Consider the following 17,936-nt stretch of genomic DNA (forward strand, 5'->3'; position numbering starts at 1 on the left):
ATTTGAGGTTTTTAATAATTTTACTGGCTACTTTGTTATATTCTTCAAATTTTTCAAAAATCATTGATTTATATAGATTTAAAGGTTCTGATGCCGCAGCGAAACAGATGGAAAAACTGCTTTGCAGCGAAGATTACTGGCTTAAAAGATTAAATAACGAAAATGTAAAATGGGGATATTACGAATCTGCTGAAGATCTTCTGGTATGTATTAAATCCAAGAAAATTTTAGATGTTTTGAAAAAACAAAACGGCAGTTTTGAACTGCTGGATAAAATAGACGTGTTGACGGGTCTTGACGGAGAAAAAGAAAAAGAGGGAGATTTAAGAACACCTATAGGCGTATATACATTAAAAGCCTTAATTAATAATGTAGAAAGTTTTTACGGACCTTTTGCTTTTGTGACCAGTTATCCCAATATGATGGACAGGATAGAAGATAAAGACGGACACGGAATATGGATACACGGAATGCCAATCCACGGTAAAAGAGACAATAACAATACAAAAGGGTGTATTGTTATGAATAATAAATTGCTGGAGAATTTGAAAAAAGAGATAAATTACCAAAAAACATATCTGCTTATCAGCGAAAACACTCCTTTGACTGCAACAAAAAAAGAAATCGCCGATATTTTGGCGTTTATATATAAATGGAGAAAAGCATGGAGAGAAAATGATTTTGACAAATACAAAACGTTTTATTCAAAAAATTTCAGAAAATCCAACGGTGAGGATTTAAAAGAGTTTTTAGATTATAAAAAAAGAGTGTTTAAAAACAAAAAACATCAAAAAGTCGAAATCTATTTCAGCGATATAAATATTATACCTTATCAGAATATCGAAAATAAAAAAATATTCAGAATAGATATGTATGAAAAATACTTATCAAACAGTTATAAATTTAAAGGCAAAAAAGAGCTTTATGTGCAGTTTATGCCTGACGGTTTAAAAATAATTGCGGAAAAATAATGAAAAAGTTACTGTTTTTACTGTTTGGTGTCTGTCTTTTCAGTGCTAATTTACATTTTCATTTATATAAAAAAAACGGTGAAATCCCCGGAAATACGCTTTTGGTTATAGGCGGAATTCACGGTAACGAACCAGGAGGGTATTATGCTCCTTCATTTTTAATCAGGTATTATAAAATTATAAAAGGTTCGTTATGGGTGGTTCCGAATCTTAATTTTGATTCTATTATAAGATTTAGAAGAGGCGTATACGGAGATATGAACAGAAAATTTGCATATGTCTCCAAAAAGGATAAAGATTACCGTATAGTAAAAGATATAAAAAAAATCATACTTAATCCGAAAGTGGATCTTATATTAAATCTTCACGACGGACACGGGTTTTACAGAAATTCATGGCAAAACTCTATTTTTAACCCGGCTGCCTGGGGGCAGACGTGTATAATAGACCAGGAAAAAATAAAAACGCCCAAGTTTGGAAATTTAGGTGAAATAGCCAGAAAAGTTGCAAAAACTTTAAATCAAAACCTTCAAAAAAACTATCATTTTTTTAATGTCAAAAATACTAAAACCAAATTTAAAGACGAACAGATGCGTCTTTCTCTTACATATTTCGCCATAACACATAATAAACCTGCTTTTGCCATTGAAACAAGTAAAAATATAAAAGATCTGCCTACAAAAATATATTATCAGTTAAGAGCAATTGAAGAGTTTATGAAAATTGTCGGAATTAAATATACAAGAGTATTTAAACTGAATATACCTGAAATCAAAAAACTTTTAAAAAAAGAAGATTATGTTGTTATAAACGGAAATGCCATACTTCCTCTTAACGGCCTTGATAAAGTTATAAATTATTTCCCTGTTACGGAAAAAACGATTAAATATAAAAGCGATAATCCTTTAGTAGCAGTTGTAAAAGAAGGAAACCATTATGTTTTATACGAGGCTTATCACAGACTGGCTGTTTTGTATCCTCAGTATTTTAAGAATTTTTGTCGAATAAAAAGTATAAAAGTTGAAATTGACGGAAGCGTGAAAAATGTTAAAATACCAAGTGTTGTCAATGTATATAAAAGTTTTAAAGTTTTGGGCGGTAAAAAAAGAATTAATATTATCGGATACAGTTCAAAAGGGAATGAAGCAAATATTGAAATAAGTAAAAATAAGCTTATCAGAAAATATGCCGTTGATAAAAACGGTAATATTTACAGAGTTGAGATTTATGATAAAAAAAGTTTTTGCGGAATGTTTTTAGTAAGATTTAAAGGGAAAAAATGAAAATTATTGTGGCAAGCTCAAATAAAGGTAAAATAAAGGAAATTAAAAAATATTTTAGCGATTTTGAAGTTGTGCCTTATTCGGAATTATTAGAACCGTTTGAAATAGAGGAAAACGGCAAAACATTTAAAGAAAACGCCGTTATAAAAGCCGTTACGATTTATGAAAAACTTCCGGGAAATATCGTTTTGGCTGATGACAGCGGCATTAGCGTTCCTGCTTTGGGAAATATACCGGGAATATATTCCGCCAGATTTGCCGGTGAGAATGCTACAGATAAAGACAATCTTTATAAGCTGATTGACGAATTAAAAAAAAGAGATATTAAAAAAACGCCGGCGTATTATACTGCCGCTATAGCCCTTGCGACGCCATACGGTGTCTTTACAACCCACGGTTTTATGAGAGGTAATGTAATAGATGAGGCGAGGGGTGATAAAGGTTTTGGATATGATCCTATGTTTATTCCTCAAGCTTATAAAAAAACATTGGGCGAACTTGACGAAGATATTAAAAAAAACATATCCCACAGAAGCAAAGCTCTTGAGCTGGCTAAAATAATTATAAAAACTATTTAAATTTTAAAAACTCTTTAAATGACGGTTTTTCTTTCCCGTCAGATTTTTTTATGCCGAAATATTTTTCTGCTTTTGCGAAATATCCTTTATGTCCGGGGACATCTATATAATGGAAAATATTTATTCCCATCAGGTCTGCGGTATGTTTGAAAATAGGAAGCATTTTGGAAAAATTTTTAAAAACTCTTGCCTGAAGTTTTTCGTTTTTATAGCTTGAAACGGCTAGATAAGCCAGAAATGTCGGTTTATGGTATTTTTGATGCAGATATGTTGCAAAAGCCAATGCTCTAAACGGTGTGTCGAGTATTTCTTTTTTACTGTTTTTTGTAAGAGCCCTCATCTCCTGAAAAGCTATAAAATCAGCCAGTTTTGAACTGAGTTTCATAGAAGGAGCGAAAAGATCCCAGTTGTAATCATCCCATATTTTACTGTAATCTCCGAAATCTCCTGGGCAGATGCCTACGAGGGTATTGTTTGTTTCTTTAAGTATTAAAATGGATTTTGCCTGGAGGATATCGAAGTTTTTTGAATCTGACATTCCGTTTTCGTTATATTCGGGATTTAAAATTACAATTTTGGTGCCGTTTATTTCTTGCAGATATTTGGAAAAATTTTTAAGAGATTTAAAATATTCTTTTTTATGGTCAGAAACGTATTTAGGAGATATATCATCTGCAAACCAGTAGAAAATAAATATGGGTGTATATCCCTTCTTAATGAAGTTATTTATAGTTTTGGCAGGATACCAGTTTTTTTTCCATCCTTTTGTTATCCATATTGAAACGGCGTTAACGTTAGGAGTTTCATTTTTTAAAAATTCATAAAGCGGCTGCTGTTTTTCATAAGGGCAGTTTTTATAATAACTGCTGCCGTTTTTAGATGCGCAGGCACTGAATCCGCCTACACCTATATAAAAGGAAGATGCGAACATGTATAATGCGGAAATTAAAAGAAAAATAATTTTATTCATTGTTTTCTTCCAGAATCAGGGATATTGTTGATTTTGGTCTCAATAAATCAATTTTAATATCCGTGTATTTTCTTTGAATATTTTGTTCAAGTGTTTTTATTTTAACATTTGACAGTTCTGGTATTATTTTTATGTTTTTAGAATTCGGCCAGTAAATTCTTAAAGAAAAATTTTTAATCTGTGCAGCGTTTTTGTTATGGATATATAAAAACGTTTTGTCGTTCATAGGCTGTATGGAAAGGGTGACTTTTTTATTCATTTTAATTCTGTTTGTAATTTCAATCCCTTTGAAAGGATGCAGGTTTTTGTGTTTTATCAAATAATTAAAATATTTTTCTGACACATCCAGATTTGATTTATAGCTTAAAAGATGGGTATGAACGCTTAAGGTGTAAACGGCATTAATGGAAGTTAGCATATTTGTTTCCTGAATTATCTTTTTCAGTATCTGTGCTTTATCCCAGTTTAAATTTATAAGATAGATATAATCATCGGTTCCGTGTCTAGGAATGGTTATCAGTTTGTCATATTCTTCTTCCGGAAGCAGATACGGCTTTGTTTTTTCCATTACATATTTATATCCGGCTTTTCTTAATTCGTTTTCCATTGTTTTATCGATTTCTTCCCTGGGAGGTCTGAATCCGAATACGGGTTTTCCTGTTATTTTTTCTAAAATTTCTTTTGAACCCAAAATTTCTTTTATAACTTTTTTAAGCGGTGCGCCCTGGATTTTGGTATGGCTGTAACTGTGTGAACCTATTTCCACATTCGAAAGCTCAGCCGCTTCTTTTGTAATTTGCGGATGTTTTTGGGCAAGTTCGGCCACGCAGAAGAGAGTTACAGGAATACTGTATTTATGTGCCAGTTTGGCAAAATGAATCATATTGGTATATTTGTATTCAGTATCTTCTGAAATGAAAATTGCGTTTTTGGAATCCAAAAAAGGATATTTTGCAATACTGAATGTATTGTTCATATAAGATAAAATGTTATTAAAAAATTTGTCGAAAGTGTTTTTCGGCATATCCAGAAATACATAACTCGGGAAAGAAAAATAAAACCATTTGCCTTTACCGTAAAATCCATGCCATATTATGCCGGAATCTTTTACGGGCAGCATTTTTTTATTTAATATAGGAGTCGAAGTTATTTCCCAATTGGTTAATATGGCATCAGGTGTATATTTAGAATGAAACAGAGGTACTGTGTCGTTAGCGTAAAGAACAAGGTCGTGTCTGTATGAGTTTTCGCCTAAATTCAAAGGAGAAAGTATTTTAGATACATAAAAATTAGACGATGCGCGAGATACGGACTCGCTTAAATATTTTAAACCTGTAATTTTTTCAATGCTTTTCGCTTTTATAAAACCTCTGTCGCTTATATATCCGAAATGATAATTAAAAAGGAGATTTCCGCCTTTTTTTAAAAAGTTTTTAATATTGCTCATTGTTTTGTCAGAAATATAATAATCATCAAGTACAATCAGTGTGTCTCCATTTTTTAAATCTGCAATATTTGATTCGTTAATAATTTTTGAATTGATTTTGTCGGAAGAAAGTTTTTTTATAAACTGGTTTATTTTGTCTTCATAAGCATCAACAGAAGCTCCTATTTTGTTTAAATAAATTTCATTTTCCTGTGACTGTAAAAAGTAAACCGTTTTTTTAGTTTTTGAAAAATAAAAAAATGAATTTTCTTTTTTCGGAATAAACTGATAAGAAAGATAACCGGCTATCAGTATAATTAAAAAGAAAGAAAATAATATCGGGAATATATGTATGCTATTCTTCGAAGAATATGTATTTATCGCCTGTCTCATTCAGCACCTCTTCATAATGTAATTTTTTGTCATATTTGTTTTTTTGAGATTCTCTGCTTTTATACAGAAAATATGCAATAAGACCGAATACCAAAGTTATTATTGTAATAACTAGAATCAGCATTGCTAGAAACGATAAAATATTCATAACTGTCCTTTCCTTTCAAGTTTTCCCCAGCTCATTTCTATACCGAACCATTCTTCGAATGTGGATAAAATTTTTGCAATGTTTATTATTTCTATGAAAAAAAGTCTGTAGTATATTGCGTAAAATATTAACGAAATTCTCTCTCCCGTTACAAGTACACAATATAATGCGCCAGTAATATCGAGTATAGTAAACATGCTCCACCAGTAAAAGATTAAAACGCTAAATCCAGATACGATAGATACATAGACGATAAACATATTTGTCCATAAATCCATAAACGGCCAAAATACCGATTCAAACAGCATATACCACATTGTAAACGACGCTGCGGGATTTATTTTGAAATGCCACAGCAGCGCTTTATGTTTTTTTATTGCCTGCAGAATGCCTCTTGTCCATCTGTAACGCTGCTTTATCAAATCAAGAAGATTGTCAGGCGCTTCGGTATAAGCTACCGCTTCCGGTTCGAAATCTATTTTATAGCCTTTGGAAATTAGTTTAAGCGTTACGTCGCAGTCTTCGGCAAAAGTATCGCTGTCATAAAGCCCAACGTCATACAAAGCCTGTTTTCTGAACATTCCTATAGGTCCCGGTATTATATTTACGAGTTTTAAAAAAGCCTGGCCGTTTCTTACCATATTAAGACCTTCAATATATTCAAGAGCCTGGAGTTTAGTCCAAATATTATGCTGATTGCTGACGTATACAGATCCGGCTACTGCGGCTATTTCTTCATCTTCAAAATATCTGCTCATTAATATAACAGCGTTTTTATCCAGTTTTGAATCGGCGTCTACTACCATTATAAGAGACCCTTTGGAATTTAAAATGCCGTAGTTTATGGCTTTTGCCTTTCCTCCGTTTTCTTTTGAAAGCACTCTTAAACTTCTGTCGCCGCTGTCGAATTCGTACTGTTTCGCCCTGATAAATGTCTGATCTTTAGAACCGTCGTCTATTATAAGTATTTCAAGATTCGGATAGGTCTGTTCCAGAAGAGATTTTATGGATGTTTCTATTACCACTTCTTCATTGTATGCCGGAACTATAATCGTTACTTTTTTGTTAGTTGATATCTGTTTTAGACTAATGTTTTTTTGTGACTTAAAGATAAGTTTAAGAATTGAAAAAAACAGCAAAAACATATATCTTAATATTATTATTGTAGTAAAAAACAGTATAAGCGCCGAGCCTATTTTTACAAATATGTTTTCTATATCAAAAAAATCATTGTAAAAATTATAAAGTACGAATCCTAAAAGCCCTATAAGGATCAGACTGACGGTTATAAGAAAAAAAGTTTTCACCAGATTTTCCTTGCTGAAATTTCACATTCCATACTTTTGTAATTTGAAGGGCTGCTTATGCCTGATGTGTTGCTAAACTGACATCCGGCTTTTGCTTCAAAGTTTTTGACGTTTTTTGAAAAAACCCAAAAACCGTAATTATATACATAAGTATTGTCAAAAAAGCTGTAACCGAGCCCGCCTTTAAACTTTAAGCGGATATACCGGAATTCTTTGAAAATTTTCAGACCGATAATATTAGTGTCCGTTTTATCAGGAGAATAGTAACAGTCCGTCTGTTTGGTGTTAAACTGATACCATCCTGAAAAATACAATACTGCAGGTATGTTTTTAAAAGAAAAACTTTTAATATCGTATTCAAGCTGGGGTGTTAAAACATTGTTGCCGTCGTCTACTTTTTCATAAGCTATTGACCACCACAGCTCTCTCGGTTTTTGAATAACTTTGTAACCGGTGATTTCCGCTTTTATTTTCATATGCTGCGCACTGCATACGGTTTTTCTGGAATAAACCATATTGTGTCTGTTTAGTCTAAACGTAATACCTCTTAGATAAAACGGAGAATATTCAAAATCCCATCCTACAGTATTTACACCGCTTCTGTCTATAAAAACATCAAATAAGAAAGGATTTTTTTTTACGCCGAAACCGTATAAAAACCCTTTCTTATCTGATGCTTCTGAGAGGTTGTAGTTTTTATAAAACAAAAAAGGATAATATCCTTTAACAAAATGCGAAAGCCGTATATACCTTGTAAACATATCAGTGTTTTGATTGTCTTTGAAATAGTTTATATATCCGTAAAGTTCCCAATTGTATGCTTTATTGTTTGACGCTTTCAAATCCTGCTGGATAATGTTTTTAACCGTGGCTTTTTCTTTTTTCAAATAAGTGTAATCCAAAGCCAGTTTTTCGCTTTGGGGATGCAGTGTAAGATCTGACGCAAGGACGATGTCCTGTTTTTTTATGTCGTCGGTGTTGGTCTGCTGGGCCGTTTGGGTTTTTGGAGTATAGTTTTTACCGTTTTTAGGAAAGGTTTTGTTCGTGAGTTTTATTTCCGTTTTTTTTGTGCTGTTTATTTCATTGAGATTGTCTTTAATATATTTTTCCAAAGAGTTGTCAGGATTGTAAGGAGTGTATGTTCCCGGAGTCCAGCTTTCTTTGATTATTTTACACTGTTGTTGATTGTCGCATTTTATCTCAAGCGTTTTATATCCTTTGTCTTTTTTTATTTTAGAGGCGTATACCTGAAAAAATCTTACTGTATAAATATTTCCTTTTTTGGATAAAAGTATAGGGTCATATATACCTACGCTGATAAAAGAGGCTCTTTTGAATATTGACTGTTTTTTAAGTCGCCAGTACAGTTTTTGAGAAATAGATTTGTCGTAAAAGGAAGCATACTTATTAAAGTTCATACTCTCCCATGCGTTTTTCCAGTCGTTTATAAACGTTTTCAAAAAACCAGGAAGAGGTTTTGGCACTTCTTTAAGAAGCTTTTCGTATATTTTTTTAGCTTGTTGGATTTTGCCCGCTTTTTGAAGATTGTAGGCGTAGTGGTATTCTATAAGAGGTGTTTTTTTATACCACATTAATAGATAAAATTCTCCGGCGGCTTTTGCATACTTTTTTGATGCTTCAAGCGCGTAAGCGTATTTTTCTCTTACGTCGTAATCGTTAGGTTTTAAGAAAAGATATTCTTTATAATAGTCTGATGCGCTTTTATATAAATTTGCAAAATAAGCCCTGTCACCCAGTGCCAATATTTTTTCGCTTCTTTTAGCATAATATTCGTCTATAGTTGCGGCACTGCTTGAATTTACGAATCTAGGATTTATTTTCAAAATTTTGGCTTTTAAAATGAGGGCGTCCTGATAATTAGGATATTTTTTCAATAGTTCATCCAGCACTTTAAGGGCTTCTTTGTTAAATCCGTTCCAGTAATATCTTTTTGCAAGATCAAGATAGGCTTCTTTTGTGTTTTTATAGCTGGCGTAGTATTCGAGGTCTCCAAATCCTTTATAGAAGTTTTTCAGTTTTAGGTAAATATCTCCAAGTGTTTTATAAATTTCCAGTTTTTCCGGATGTATTTTTAAGTATTTTTCATAATAATATGCGGCTTTTTCATAATTGTTAAGCATATAATTATAATCTGCCAGTTTTAATATATATTCTTCGTTACCTGGATCTTTTTTCAGTAGTTTTTCATATTTGGCAATTAAAGGTTTAATATTATGGTTTAAAACCATTAAAGCTTCTATGACGTCTTCATCTTTGGGATTTTGTTTTAGTAAAGATGTAAATATTTTTTTGGCTTTTGAGTTTTGATTCTGCCACATGGCGATAAAGCCCAGCATTTTTTTAGCTTCATATTTTTGAGAAGAGCTGCCGTGTTCGTAAACATCGCTTAAAAACAGCAGCGCTTTGTCGTATTCTCCCTGCCATGCCAATATTTTTCCAAATAAAAGCTTGGCTTTCATATCGTTTGAGTTTTGAAATTCTTTTAAATATTTTAAAGCTTCTTCGTTGTTGCCGCTCCAGCTTAAAAGCTGTGCCAAAAATATTTTTGCGTTTTTGTCATTAGGTTTTTGTTTAATATAGTCCTTAACCAAATCAATTGCTTTTTTGTGAGATGTTTCAAAAAGTGCGTAAGCCAGCTGCTGCAGATTTGAAAAGTTAGGGTTTTTTTCATACTGTTTTTCAAGGGTTTTTAATCTTTTTTGCTTTATCTGTGTTATTTTTTGTTCGTATTCTTTTGCAATTTTTGGATGAGTTCTTTTTAATGAAAGAAGTAATTTTTGTGCCGAATCGGTTTCTCCTAAATAAAAGTATATATCAAGGAGTTTTTTTGCATATTCTGTTTTTCCGGTAGTTTGAAACAGTGTCTGAAAATACCGTTTAGCGTTTTTGTAATCGCCTTTATAGTAAAGGTCGTAAGCTTTTATTTCGTAATAGTCAAGCGTTTTTTTGTTTTTTAATCTGGAAAGAATGTTTAAAGAAAGATCATATTTCCCTTCCCACATTGCGACTCTGGCAATATTTAATTTGTTGTTTTCATTTATTTGAGAAGTTTTTGAAAGAGTTTTTAAAGCATTATACAGATGTAATAGTTCTTTGTATTTTTGCTTTTTATATAAATCGTTAAAAGCGGTATTTATATCTTTGTATTTCTTTAGGAGCTTTTCATATAAATAAACGGCTTCAATTTTTTGTTTCAGTTTTAAGGCATATTTGTTTTTAGGCTCTTTTTTTAAAACTTCCGTTAAGTATTTTTGAGCTTTGGCATAATTATTGTGTTCTATATAATAACTGGCTACTACCAAACGATTTTTGATATCTTCTGGATGTTTTTGCAGCTCGTTTTCAAGCGAATGTATGTCAATATTCAGACTCCATGCAATTACACATAAAAGCAGTATTATAAGCTTTTTCATTTACATATCTCCTCTTTTTTTTCATTCCACTGTGTCGATTCTATAATCAAAATATCCGGTTTTGTTTCAAACAGTTTGTTTAAAACCGGGTCTATATTCATTTTTCTTATGTTTATTAGACATAATATATACTGTTTCGTTTTTGCATCATAATATATAATATCGGTGCTTCTTAGTTTTTTTCTTATGTTTTCAGGATTATGGTCGGATTTGAATTTTAGAACGGTAAAATAAACTCTTTCTTCATACATAGAATCAATAACATCGCAAAAATGTTTTATATTGTTTACTATTTTGTTGGTTAAAAGTTTGTTTAGAATATTCGTATAAAAATTGGTGCCTATCATTTTTTCAATTTCAAGAATATATTCGCCAAGCGTGAAATTCAAAGGAAACATTTCATAGCATCCGGATTCGATGGCTTTCATTTTATCTTCCATCCTTACATATTCGGACTGAGTGATATAAATAAGTTTTGAAGGTATTTTTTGCTGTTTGATAGTGTTGCATACGCTTAAATCCAGTTTTTCGTCTTTTGGATTGTAAATTATTATGTCCGGACCGCTTAAAATTTTGTTTATCGTATCTGACATGCTGGTTGCAATGTCTATAAAAAAGCCTTTTTTCCCAAATATATATTGATGAAGTTCTATCAGTTCTTTTTTATCCGTAATAAGTAAAATATGGATGTTTTTTGATGATTTTATCTGTATTTCCACAGGGTATATTTTTATTTTGTCGTTTTCGTATTTAAAAAAGTATTTATCCGGTGTTACCGGAAAAATAGAGTTTTTTATATAAATAATTCTTTCTTTTTCTTTTTTTATCTCAATATTTAAGTCGCTGAAATCTTCTATTGTTTCTATTATCGTTTCATTTTCCTCGTTTGGAATAACGGTTATAAAAAACTTACAGTCAAAATTTTCTTTTAAAGAGATAAGTTTTTCCATAAAGATAGAAGTGTTGTCGTTTATATGCGACCCGAATATCATATCAAGCCTGTGAAATATGACATTTTTCGGATTATATTCTTTTATTATTCTTTTTATGTCTTCTAGCAGAAAATCATACCCATATTTGATTTTATATTCCAGCCAGTCTTCTTTAAGGGTAAAAAATTTAAGTTTACTCAGCACATTTTGAATTTTATCGTCTTTCAGGTTAGAAATTGCACTAAGTCTTTTTAAAAATATAGGTTTGTTGTAAGCGGAAAAAATAACTGTTTTTTCATTTTCGCACTTGTAAAGGGCCAAACTCAGTTTTCCCTGTTTTTTACCGCCTTCGATTAAAATTATTTCGGATTTTTGAACTATTTCGTCAAAGTTCATTTAAGTTCCTTTAATTGTTCTTTAAAATACTGTAATAAAAATTTATTGTGTTCTTTTTCCTGAATGTTTATCATATATTTTAAAGCTTCTATATTTTTAGGATCGGCTTCTAATGTTTTATATAGGTATTTTTTGGCATTTTTATAATCTCCTAATTTATAGTAATTAAAAGCAAGTAGTTTGCTTACGTCTTTGTTTTTGATGTTTTTTAACAGATTTATACTTTTGTTGTAATAAGCATTTTTATAATATATAAGAGCCAGTTCGTATTTGGTCTGGTCGTTTTTGCTGATTTCATAAGCTTTTTTTGCATAATCCAAAGCCTGTGAACCGCTGCCAAGTTTTAATAAAATTTTTGCTTTTAACAGGTAAGGTTTATACGAATCGTTTCTTATGGTTGACAAACTTATGTTCAGAAGTGTGTTTGCCAGGCTTAAATCTCCCTGGTTAAAGGCCTGAAGGGCTTTTTCATAATTTTTCAGAGACAAGAAGGATTTAACCGCTGGAATTGAAAACAGGGATTCTTTTTCGCTTTGAACGGCAATATACCATTTTCCGTCTTCAAGCATATCGAAAGAAAGGTATTTTTTTGCGGTGTTTAATTTTATAAGAGGAATATCGGCAAAATTTTTGTCTCTTGATAAAGTTATTACAAAGTTTTTATAAGGACTGTCCCATGAAACGTCGGTATTGTAATTTCTGTCTGTAGTTATGACAATGTTTGTTACTTCAGCCGGTAAATTTTCTTTTACAAGTCTGCTTTTTTTGTAAATAAGTCCTTCGTTTTTCATAACATTGGTATCTCCCGCCTGAATACTTCCTTTGTAAACACTTGTTGCGAGTTCGTTCGTGTTAGCCACTGTTTCAAATTCCGTTCCGTGGTTTTTAATTACCTCTCCGTTTGCGATTACTTCAATAGGGTTAGAAGCCGTATTGATTGCAACATCGGCTTTTTTCAGAATAAACTTTGTTCTGGATTTTGTATTGAATATGTTTCTGTATGCGATTATTTGTAATTTATCGTTTTTATCGGCTCTGGCGACCACATTGTTTTGAAGTTTGTAAATTACACTGTTGTTGGAGGATTCGGTAATTATTCTTTGAGGGATTAAACAGTAAAAATAATCTATACTTATAAATAAAAACAGGGCGATCCCGGACAATGCAGTTGCTAGCTGTCTGATTCTTATCTGTTTGGCGGTTTTAGGAAGATATATAAAAAACTTGCTTCCTTTGTCTTTTTCACTTTCTATGGCGATTGCACCGCCTATCGATTCTATCACCGCCCTTGACATGTTCAGCCCGATTCCGGTTCCGTGATCTTTTCCGGAAGTATAGTATTTTTTAAAAATATTTTTCTTTTCTTCTTCGCTCATTCCTATACCGGTATCTTTTATTATAAGCATATAACCGTTTTTTTCTTTATTTATACTTATAAAAAGCTCTCCGTTTTCTTTATTGTATTTAATGCTGTTGTGAATTATGTTAAAAAGCGCTTTTTTCAGCCATTCTTTATTTGTCTTTATATATTCGGCTTCATCAGTGTTTACGTATAAGGTTATATTTTTTCTTTCTATGTCTATTTCCAGTTCTTTTACGATTTCATCGATTATTTCTTTTAGATGAAACTTCTCGTTTTTTAAAAATTTGGTTTTTTTAAATCGTTCCATTTCTATAAAGTCTTGGAGCATGTCTATAGTTTTTTCTATGGTAGAGAGCAGGGAGTTTATTAATTTTTCTCTTTGAGACTGGGCAATTTTCGGATTTTTAAGCATAGATATACTGAATTTAATACTGCCCAGTTTGTTTTTGATATCGTGAAAAAAAACATGCGCAAACGGCGTTTTGTTAAATTTGAACATTTTCACCCCAGTTTAGTTATTATGAAATAATATTTAAAGTAAATGATATTAAAATGACTGTTTTTAGAACATGATATAGCCGAGATCCCTTTTAGAGACTATAGCTCTTTTATCTCCGATTTTTTCCCTTACTCTTTTTATCATTACGGTTAAAGTGTTGTTTTCTACCTGTTCACCCCAGACTTCCTGCATTATCTGTTCGGGTGATAGGATTTTCCCCCTGTTTTTTAAGAAAAGTTCAAGAGTTGCCGACTCTTTTTTGGAAAGCATAATTTTTTCGTCGTTTTTTATCAAACATTTCGCATCCGCGTCATAGCTGACTTCATCATTGATTTTATAGTTTTTTTGATTAAATATTTTGTTGATTCTTAGTAATATTTCTTCATAATCGAAAGGTTTTTTTATAAAATCTTCCGCACCTCGGTTGAAAGCTTTTTTTATATTTTCAATTTCAGTCTGTCCTGAGATTATAATTGTCTTTGTTTTTTTTGCAATATTCGGATGTTTTTTCATTTCTTCTAAGAAATTTCCATCCGGAAGGGAAATGTCGGCGATTATAAGTTCGGCATCCAAATAATCATAAATAGATGAAAAAAAATCTTTTAAATTGTAATAAGAATGGACTTCATAACCTTCGCTTTCCAGAAACATGGTTAATGCGTCGTTAAGAGTTTCTTCATCTTCAATTACGATTATTTTCATGTAAATCCTTCCGTTTTTAACAATTATAATAAAAAAAACAGAAGAAAAAACAGAAAATAACGAAAAAAACAACCGTTTTGCAGAAGTTTGTCGTGAAAAAGATAAAAAATAGAAAAAAAGAGTTTTTTTGTGTAAAATTAATGTAATATTTATAACAATATTTTAGAGCTTATTCCGATTGCAGCCGTTTCGCTTCTTAAAATAAAACTCTCAAGTTTAAATTTTTCTTTAAAATATTTTCTTTCTTCATTACTGAAACCGCCTTCCGGACCTATTAGAAAAGGATAATTGCATTCAATATTTTCTTTCAGTTTTTCTCCGTCAAAATCAAGTGCGTAAAAACTGCCGTATTTGTCGAAAAACTCTTTTGAAGACTCTATTGTTTCAATTTCCATTAAGGAGCTTCTGCCGCACTGCTGGCAGGAGTTTATAAGTATTTTTTCCAATCTTTCAAGTTTTAATCTGAAATTTTTTTGAGAACGGTCGCAGTATATAAAACTTATTTTGCCGACTCCTATTTCGTTTAGCGACGGAAGGGCTTTTTCTATGTTTTTAGGGTCTATTACGCACCAGGCTATATGAAAATATTTTTTCGGTCTGTTCGGCTGCAGTTTTTTTTCTGTGAGTGAAAGCAGGGCTTCTTTTTTGTTGATGTTTTCTATTTTGTAAATATAAAGATAGTCGTCTTTTAAGTTTCTTACTTTTACAAGCTCGTCTTTTTTTATACGTCTGACTTTAAAAAGATATTTATGGGCTTCACCGCTCAGTGTTATCTGCGGTTGAGGGTTTGGCAGATATATAAACTGCATAAATGGCCTTTTTTTGATAAAATTATAATATATTTTATATAAAGGGACTGTATGATCGAAAATATAAAGCTTTTTTTAAACGAACCAAAAAAAAGCAAAATTATTGATATTTTGAATGTAAACGACGAAGAACTGCAGATATTAAAAAAACTTCTTTCCGAATACATAGACGGCAACGAAGACGTAAGAGTCAGAAATCTGTTAAAAGAGCTTTTCGGGGAAGATAAAATTACAGCGTTGGAAAAAGTCGCATTGATAAAAAATCTTTTGGAAGAGGGCTGGATTGTTGTAAGCAGTCTTAGCCAGATTAAAAATAACGATCTTTCAGTGCTTGAGATATTCAATTCTTCAGTTTCACTTTCGGTAGCGTTTTTAAAACTGATAGAACAGGGAAGTCTGGATTTGGTTATTCCTGAAAAAACGCCTTATAAAGATCATCTGGAATATCTGCATGATCAGTTTTTGAGGATTGAACTGTATGAGCAGCTAAGCGGAATAAAGTCAAATTCTACTAAAGAGACAGCCAGCATCAAAAGGCTTCAGAGCAAACTTAAACTAATTGAAAATACGATTAAAGAAAAAATTAAAAAAACGAAAATAGAACTTCCGGTTCAAAATTTCATTGAAGAGAACGAATTAAACGAAAAAGAAGAAATACTTTTTTTGGCTCTGTTAAAAGAAGAATATACTTCCAGCAACGAAAACGCGAGAGAGCAGAATTATCTTTTAAGTTTAATCAGCAACGATGAAATAGAAAGAATAAAAAACAGAACGCTTTTAGACGACAACTCCAAACTTTTAAGCGAAGGTATATTTGAATATGACGAACTGATAGGGGCGTTTGGCGGATACAGCAAAATATACTTTTTAAATGAGGATATTTTAAACGGACTTATTCATCCAAAGAAAAAACATAAAATCGAACATATTGTAAGAGAAACGATTTTTGATTTTATAGAGCCTAAAAAAGGGCTTGATGAGGTAATACTGCCCGCAAAAACCAAAGAAATGATAAATACGCTTTTAAAACAGATAGATAAAAAAGTTCTTAGACTGTTAAAAGAATGGGGTATTAAAGAAAGCAACGATATGGAGGCAAAAATTATTTTTTACGGCCCTCCGGGCACAGGTAAAACCCTGACGGCGCATTCTATAGCAAAAGAGCTGGAAAAACCAGTTTTAAGTCTGGATTCCAGTAAAATTTTATCAATGTATGTGGGGGAGAGTGAAAAAAACGTCAGAAAGATGTTTGACGAATATTATTCGATTTGCGAAAAACTGAAAACTAAACCTATTTTGCTGCTTAACGAGGCTGATCAGTTTTTAAGTTCGCGTACTACTTCGGCGCTGAGCAGTGCAGATAAAATGCATAATCAGATGCAGAATATATTTTTAGAGCAGCTGGAAAAATTTGACGGATTGTTAATTGCCACTACCAATCTTTTAGAAACTATTGACAGCGCTTTTTCCAGAAGATTCGAATATAAAATAAAGTTTGAAAAGCCTTCTTTTAAAGAACGGAAAAAACTATGGAAAATCAAACTTCCTAAAAATGCAGAATATGAAACTGATTTTAATATTGACAGGCTTGCCGAATTCGAATTAACCGGAGCGCAGATAGAAGTGGTAGTTAAAAATACCGCCCTGAAAGTCGCAATGAGGAAAAAACCGGTATTTAAAACCGATGATTTTATCGAACAGATAAAAACAGAAAAAGGCAACGCTTTTGACAGTGACAAAGAGTTAGGGTTTATAAAAGTGTGAAATATGGTAAGATAATTGAATGTTCATTTATTACTTAAAGTAACGAAAGTTAAAATAGCGTTAAGATAAAATTTGTGTAATTAATAATTTTCACTTATAATTTGATAAATTGAATTAGTAATAGGTTCATTTTGATAATATTTCCAAAAAGGAGAGTAAATGGGAACAATTCTATTTTTTGCGGCCGGAATTTTATTAGGCGTGATTTTACTGTACCTGATAGGTATAGCGGTGGCGCCTTTGAATCCGAGCGAAATAAAAAACGATCACTTTGAGTGTGGTCTTCCGCCGAGTTCAGAAGTACCGATGAAAGCAAATTTCGGATATTTTATTTTTGCGATTGCTTTTATCGTATTCGATATGGCAGGACTGTTTTTCAGTCTTTTTGTTTTTGCAGATTCTACTGATGCACTTAACTGGGCAATGGTATTTGGGATTTTGCTGTTCGCGGCTATTACGATTAGTATGAAGGAGTATAGAAATGCTAAAAGTTCTTGATTTTTTTAATTATGCAAGGAGTAAATCTCCTTGGATTGTGCATTTTTGTAGCGGATGCTGTTCGCTGGAAATGCTTGCGGCTATGGGGCCTAGATATGACTGGGAAAGATACGGATACATAATGACCCCGACGCCGAGACAGGCGGATATTATGTTTATTACGGGGCTGGTAAGCAAAAAAATACTTCCGGCGCTTCTTAGAACATATGAACAGATGCCTGAACCGAGATATGTGGTTGCGATCGGAGCTTGCGCATATGACGGAGGTCCTTACAACGATTCGGTTTCCGTTATTAAAAACATGACGGAAATTCTTCCGGCAGATGTGTTTGTAGCCGGCTGTCCGCCAAGACCTGAAGCTATTATCGCAGGGCTGGAGGAACTTAAAGAAAAAATCAAAAGAGGAGAGCCTAGCGCGTCAAGCCAGGGCGGACTCTGGAAACAAATGAAATTTTAAGGGTTG

15 protein-coding genes are annotated in these 17,936 nt (G+C 32.2%); 6 read left to right on the top strand and 9 right to left on the bottom strand.

What is annotated here, in order from left to right; genetic code table 11:
• Nucleotides 1–2: 2 nt before the first annotated feature.
• The 3 genes from ACZ5EP_RS00315 to rdgB are packed head-to-tail and all read left to right on the top strand — an operon-like array spanning nt 3 to nt 2,832.
• Nucleotides 3–971 (top strand): L,D-transpeptidase family protein, encoded by a 969-nt coding sequence (locus tag ACZ5EP_RS00315; RefSeq protein ID WP_464508954.1) that lies wholly within the window; start codon nt 3–5, stop codon nt 969–971.
• Entirely contained in the window at nt 971–2,254 is a 1,284-nt protein-coding gene (locus ACZ5EP_RS00320) for a M14 family metallopeptidase (protein ID WP_464508955.1), read from the top strand. Before ACZ5EP_RS00315 ends, ACZ5EP_RS00320 begins: the two co-directional genes overlap by 1 nt.
• The gene (gene rdgB / locus ACZ5EP_RS00325; RefSeq protein WP_464508956.1) at nt 2,251–2,832 is read left to right on the top strand and encodes an RdgB/HAM1 family non-canonical purine NTP pyrophosphatase; all 582 of its coding nucleotides are present in this window, start codon (nt 2,251–2,253) and stop codon (nt 2,830–2,832) included. Before ACZ5EP_RS00320 ends, rdgB begins: the two co-directional genes overlap by 4 nt.
• On the opposite strand, the gene ACZ5EP_RS00330 is transcribed toward rdgB, so the two are convergent.
• The 9 genes from ACZ5EP_RS00330 to ACZ5EP_RS00370 all read right to left on the bottom strand — a co-directional run bounded on the left by ACZ5EP_RS00330 (nt 2,825) and on the right by ACZ5EP_RS00370 (nt 15,211).
• Nucleotides 2,825–3,802, bottom strand: a complete 978-nt coding sequence (locus ACZ5EP_RS00330) for a hypothetical protein (protein ID WP_464508957.1) — start codon at nt 3,800–3,802, stop codon at nt 2,825–2,827. The genes rdgB and ACZ5EP_RS00330 overlap by 8 nt on opposite strands.
• On the bottom strand, nt 3,795–5,621 hold the full coding sequence (locus tag ACZ5EP_RS00335) for a polysaccharide deacetylase family protein (protein ID WP_464508958.1): 1,827 nt from the start codon (nt 5,619–5,621) through the stop codon (nt 3,795–3,797). The genes ACZ5EP_RS00330 and ACZ5EP_RS00335 overlap by 8 nt, the downstream gene beginning before the upstream one ends.
• Nucleotides 5,584–5,769, bottom strand: coding sequence for a hypothetical protein (locus ACZ5EP_RS00340; protein ID WP_127681379.1), 186 nt, complete (start codon nt 5,767–5,769; stop codon nt 5,584–5,586). The genes ACZ5EP_RS00335 and ACZ5EP_RS00340 overlap by 38 nt, the downstream gene beginning before the upstream one ends.
• On the bottom strand, nt 5,766–7,076 hold the full coding sequence (locus tag ACZ5EP_RS00345) for a glycosyltransferase family 2 protein (protein ID WP_464508959.1): 1,311 nt from the start codon (nt 7,074–7,076) through the stop codon (nt 5,766–5,768). Before ACZ5EP_RS00345 ends, ACZ5EP_RS00340 begins: the two co-directional genes overlap by 4 nt.
• Entirely contained in the window at nt 7,073–10,510 is a 3,438-nt protein-coding gene (locus ACZ5EP_RS00350) for a tetratricopeptide repeat protein (protein ID WP_464508960.1), read from the bottom strand. The genes ACZ5EP_RS00345 and ACZ5EP_RS00350 overlap by 4 nt, the downstream gene beginning before the upstream one ends.
• Entirely contained in the window at nt 10,507–11,838 is a 1,332-nt protein-coding gene (locus tag ACZ5EP_RS00355; protein ID WP_464508961.1) for a response regulator, read from the bottom strand. Before ACZ5EP_RS00355 ends, ACZ5EP_RS00350 begins: the two co-directional genes overlap by 4 nt.
• Nucleotides 11,835–13,700 (bottom strand): ATP-binding protein, encoded by a 1,866-nt coding sequence (locus tag ACZ5EP_RS00360; RefSeq protein ID WP_464509649.1) that lies wholly within the window; start codon nt 13,698–13,700, stop codon nt 11,835–11,837. Before ACZ5EP_RS00360 ends, ACZ5EP_RS00355 begins: the two co-directional genes overlap by 4 nt.
• A gap of 63 nt (nt 13,701–13,763) precedes the next feature.
• The gene (locus ACZ5EP_RS00365; RefSeq protein WP_127681369.1) at nt 13,764–14,402 is read right to left on the bottom strand and encodes a response regulator transcription factor; all 639 of its coding nucleotides are present in this window, start codon (nt 14,400–14,402) and stop codon (nt 13,764–13,766) included.
• A 149-nt stretch (nt 14,403–14,551) separates the two neighbouring features.
• The gene (locus ACZ5EP_RS00370; RefSeq protein ID WP_464508962.1) at nt 14,552–15,211 is read right to left on the bottom strand and encodes a 16S rRNA (uracil(1498)-N(3))-methyltransferase; all 660 of its coding nucleotides are present in this window, start codon (nt 15,209–15,211) and stop codon (nt 14,552–14,554) included.
• A gap of 51 nt (nt 15,212–15,262) precedes the next feature.
• Here ACZ5EP_RS00370 and ACZ5EP_RS00375 point away from each other — a divergent pair, with 51 nt between their 5' ends.
• From ACZ5EP_RS00375 to ACZ5EP_RS00385, 3 genes are all read left to right on the top strand, one after another.
• On the top strand, nt 15,263–16,975 hold the full coding sequence (locus tag ACZ5EP_RS00375; protein WP_464508963.1) for an ATP-binding protein: 1,713 nt from the start codon (nt 15,263–15,265) through the stop codon (nt 16,973–16,975).
• Between the two features lie 159 nt (nt 16,976–17,134).
• Nucleotides 17,135–17,473, top strand: a complete 339-nt coding sequence (locus tag ACZ5EP_RS00380) for an NADH-quinone oxidoreductase subunit A (protein ID WP_127681363.1) — start codon at nt 17,135–17,137, stop codon at nt 17,471–17,473.
• A complete protein-coding gene (locus ACZ5EP_RS00385; RefSeq protein WP_015901732.1) occupies nt 17,457–17,930 on the top strand; it encodes an NADH-quinone oxidoreductase subunit B in 474 nt (157 codons plus the stop codon). The genes ACZ5EP_RS00380 and ACZ5EP_RS00385 overlap by 17 nt, the downstream gene beginning before the upstream one ends.
• Nucleotides 17,931–17,936 lie beyond the last annotated feature (6 nt).

Source organism: Nautilia abyssi (genome assembly GCF_055388085.1).